This window comes from Bacillus sp. 007/AIA-02/001 (genome assembly GCF_004634455.1).
In the GTDB taxonomy this organism is placed as follows: Bacteria; Bacillota; Bacilli; order Bacillales; family Bacillaceae_G; genus Bacillus_A; species Bacillus_A cereus.
The window spans coordinates 1-2,578 of record NZ_SEIY01000044.1 but is presented as its reverse complement, the minus strand read 5'-3'; the positions used below and the strand labels follow the sequence as shown (position 1 = coordinate 2,578).

The following is a 2,578-nucleotide window of genomic DNA, read 5'->3' as shown; positions in this document are numbered from 1 at the left end:
TTGCATGTATTAGGCACGCCGCCAGCGTTCATCCTGAGCCAGGATCAAACTCTCCAATAAAGTTAGTTTGTCTAGCATCTAAAATAAAAATTGACGTTTCACGTTGTTTGTTTCGTTCAGTTTTCAAAGAACTACTTGGTCGCTCATTTGCGACTTCCTTATGTTAACATCTTCGTTAGTTAATGTCAACTAAGTTTTTTTATTTCATTTGTCGCTTGCGACGTTATTGTCATCGGCGACTTGTCCTATATTACACCTCTATATAATAATAGTCAATATTAATCTTTCATTTTTTTAAAAAGATGAAAAAGACTCTCATACCCCCCTTTTATTTCTCATACATATCAATAAGATAACTGAAAGGAGTGTAGAACTTGTTCAACCCTTCTTTATTACACATCATAAGCTCCCATTCAAGAAGCCCACACTATCATAGGAAGTTTCCAATCATTCTATTTTGGAGTCAAAAAAGCGGTTGTACTTCTCTTGCTAAGTGGTTCTTTTACCAGATTGATTTATTACAAACCGCTCTAAGCTATAGTCCTTTCATTCATAATTATGAATATGATATATACAAAAGTACACCTACCTATAGTGTACGACTAGGAATAGCTCTACGAGAAAAACAAAAAGAAACTTTTAAACTCGTTCGTAACCCTTATAGGAGAGCAGTCAGTTCTTTCGTATCCTTAATTGGACCTCCTTATATGGAACATCCCGAATGGAAACCCATCCGAAAGTTTTTATATCAAGATGAAAATTCCTCCAAAGGGATCTCATTTAAACAATTTCTATACTATCTATTTATGAAAGGAGCTCACGCAAGTGATATTAACCCACATTTCACACAACAATATATAGCTGGTGAAGAAGAATATGTGACCAATTATATATACTTAGAAAACTTCGATCAGGAAATGAAAGAATTAGAAAAGCGTTTCGAATTAAAAACCGCACCAATAAATGAGTTCTCAACATCATGGCATCATCAAACTCCCGCCATGATTTATAAAGGGGATTTTAGCGAAGGCGATATTACTGATCCTTTATTTCCCCGTCATCCGACTTTTGAAAGCTTTTATGATACTGAATGTATACAACTTGTCCAAACAATATTTCAAAATGATTTCGACACATATAAATACAGCAAAGAATATCCATACTAACTTTAGTCTATTATCTTTGCTAAATAAAAAAGATACCTCATATATAAGGTATCTTTTTAGCATTTCAATTATATAAATCATACTGTTTAACAGTCTCTATTCTCCACCTTGTTACCTTTTAATAGATTACATAACTTTTGCTTATCCGCCCATCCTACTCCGATTAAAACTAAACTCGCTCCCATTATTACTCTCCATGTCAGAGATTCATTTAATAGAATAATTGAAGTAACAATACTTATTAATGGTAATGCATTTAAATATAATCCGCTTACTGATGCTGAAACTCTCTCTAGCGCTTTATTCCAAAACCAATATGCTAAAATTGTTGCTCCAATAACAAGGTATATTACACTAAGTCCCGTTTTCCAAGTTTCAACCTTTGGGAGACCGTAATAAAAAATTTCTACCAGTGCAAACGGTAAGAGAATAACAGCTCCAATAATTAAAGTTAATGTTGTAAAAACCTCGTTTGATAAATACTGTTCTTGTTTTGGCCGTTTTAGCAAAACTGTGTAGAAAGCAAATAGAAAAGTACTTAATAATATCAGTATATCTCCTATTAAAGACACTTCTTGATTAGCACTTTTAGATGGAATCGTAATAAAGAGTACTCCTATAGCACCCAATATAATTCCTATCCAATAATTCAATCGAATTTTCTCTTTCAAAAAGAGTGCTGAAAAAAGAATTGTAACTAATGGTAATGCAGCATCTATAATACTCACATGTAATCCACTGGTTAAAGAAATACCGTAGGATGTAAACATAAAATAACCAGCTACACCGGTAAAAGCTAACAAACTCATTCTTTTCCATGGAACTTTTTTATGTACAACTGATTTTTGTAGTTGCTTAAATGAGAATAGCATACAAATTCCACCTGCAAAGAAAAGACGAATAAACAACAAAGTAAACGGCTGAATAGATTCTAACGCCCATTTTGTTGGCGCAATGGCTGTGCCCCATAATATAACAGCCACTAATAACATGCATATTTCTTTCATAATCCCCCACACCCATCAAAAATATATGTTAACTACCTTAATTATAGATTTTTTCTAATGTAAAATCCTTTAAAAACACAAAAGGTTATGTTAAAAGAGCTAGATTGCTACTTTTCATATAACCTTTTTATATAAGATCACAAACATTCTTGTTACATCTGGACTATATTCTTATAAAGGTAATTCTTACCTTTAAATTTAAAATAATAAAAATAAACACAAAAAAACCTAAGTCGAAACGACTTAGGTTTTTGCTTGGCGACGTCCTACTCTCACAGGGACAAGGTCCCAACTACCATCGGCGCTAGAGAGCTTAACTTCCGTGTTCGGTATGGGAACGGGTGTGACCTCTCTGCCATCATCACCAAACTATGAAGGCATATTCCTTCAAAACTAGATAACATT

At 33.4% G+C, this 2,578-nt stretch carries 2 protein-coding genes and 2 rRNA genes; 1 reads left to right on the top strand and 3 read right to left on the bottom strand.

Annotated elements, in window-relative coordinates; genetic code table 11:
- Positions 1 to 60, bottom strand: a 16S ribosomal RNA gene (locus ES895_RS29075); the annotation flags it as partial.
- 314 nt (positions 61 to 374) lie between these two features.
- On the opposite strand from ES895_RS29075, the gene ES895_RS29070 reads away from it, so the two are divergent.
- A complete protein-coding gene (locus tag ES895_RS29070) occupies positions 375 to 1,166 on the top strand; it encodes a sulfotransferase family 2 domain-containing protein (RefSeq protein WP_000483020.1) in 792 nt (263 codons plus the stop codon).
- A gap of 86 nt (positions 1,167 to 1,252) precedes the next feature.
- Here the strand turns inward: ES895_RS29070 and ES895_RS29065 are convergent, their stop codons facing one another.
- The gene (locus tag ES895_RS29065; RefSeq protein ID WP_000658284.1) at positions 1,253 to 2,173 is read right to left on the bottom strand and encodes a DMT family transporter; all 921 of its coding nucleotides are present in this window, start codon (positions 2,171 to 2,173) and stop codon (positions 1,253 to 1,255) included.
- Positions 2,174 to 2,426: 253 nt separating this feature from the next.
- Positions 2,427 to 2,542, bottom strand: a 5S ribosomal RNA gene (gene rrf, locus ES895_RS29060).
- Positions 2,543 to 2,578 lie beyond the last annotated feature (36 nt).